The sequence below is a fragment of the Xanthomonas sp. SHU 166 genome, assembly GCF_000364685.1.
Taxonomy (GTDB): Bacteria; Pseudomonadota; Gammaproteobacteria; order Xanthomonadales; family Xanthomonadaceae; genus Xanthomonas_A; species Xanthomonas_A sontii.
On record NZ_AQOJ01000604.1, the window covers coordinates 1 to 870 of the forward strand.

Below are 870 nucleotides of genomic sequence, written 5' to 3' on the forward strand. Positions count from 1 at the left end.
GAGGCCGGGCTGCAGGCGCAGCGCGCCAGCCTGCAGCAGGCGCGCACCCAGGTGACTGCGGCCGCCGCCAGCCTGCGCTTCGCCCAGGGCGAGGCCAAGCGCTTCGGGCCGCTGGCCGCGTCCGGCGCCGACACCCACGAACACTACGAAAGCATCGTCCACGACCGTGACCGCGCGCAGGCGCAGTTCGACGCGGCCAAGGCCCAGGTCGTCGCTGCGGAGAGCCAGGTGCAGGGCACCAGCGCCAAGCTCGACCAGGCCCGCGCCGGGCTGGTGCAGGCGCAGGCCGACGCCGCGCAGGCGGAAGTGGCGGTGGAGGACACCCGCCTGACCGCGCGCATCGCCGGCCGCATCGGCGACAAGACCGTGCAGGTCGGCCAGTTCGTCGCGGCCGGCACCCGGTTGATGAGCGTGGTGCCGGTGGACGCGCTGTACCTGAGCGCCAACTTCAAGGAAACCCAGGTCGGGCTGATGCGGCCGGGGCAGCCGGCGCGGATCGAGGTCGATGCGCTATCCGGGGTGGAACTGGACGGTGTGGTCGAGAGCATCGCCCCGGGCACCGGGTCGCAGTTCGCGCTGCTGCCGCCGGAGAACGCCACCGGCAACTTCACCAAGGTGGTGCAGCGGGTGCCGGTGCGGATCCGCCTCAAGGCCGGCGCCGAGGCGCGCAAGGTGCTGGTGCCGGGCATGTCGGTGACGGTGACGGTCGATACGCGCAGCGCCAAGGACGCCAAGGAGCGCGTGGAGGAAGAGGACGCGCAGGGCCAGGATACGGTCGCCCCGCGCGGGCGCACCCCGTGAGCGAAGCGGCCGCGGCGGCCGGCGCGCAGGCGCCGGGCAAGGCCGACACCGGGGCCTGGCTGGCGGGGG

Annotated in this window: 1 protein-coding gene; it reads left to right on the forward strand. The window is 74.4% G+C overall.

The annotated features are described in order from the left end of the window. The coding region (locus D180_RS14885) for an HlyD family secretion protein (protein WP_017913422.1) at positions 1–801 on the forward strand (801 nt) is incomplete at its 5' end. Between the last annotated feature and the right edge of the window lie 69 nt (positions 802–870).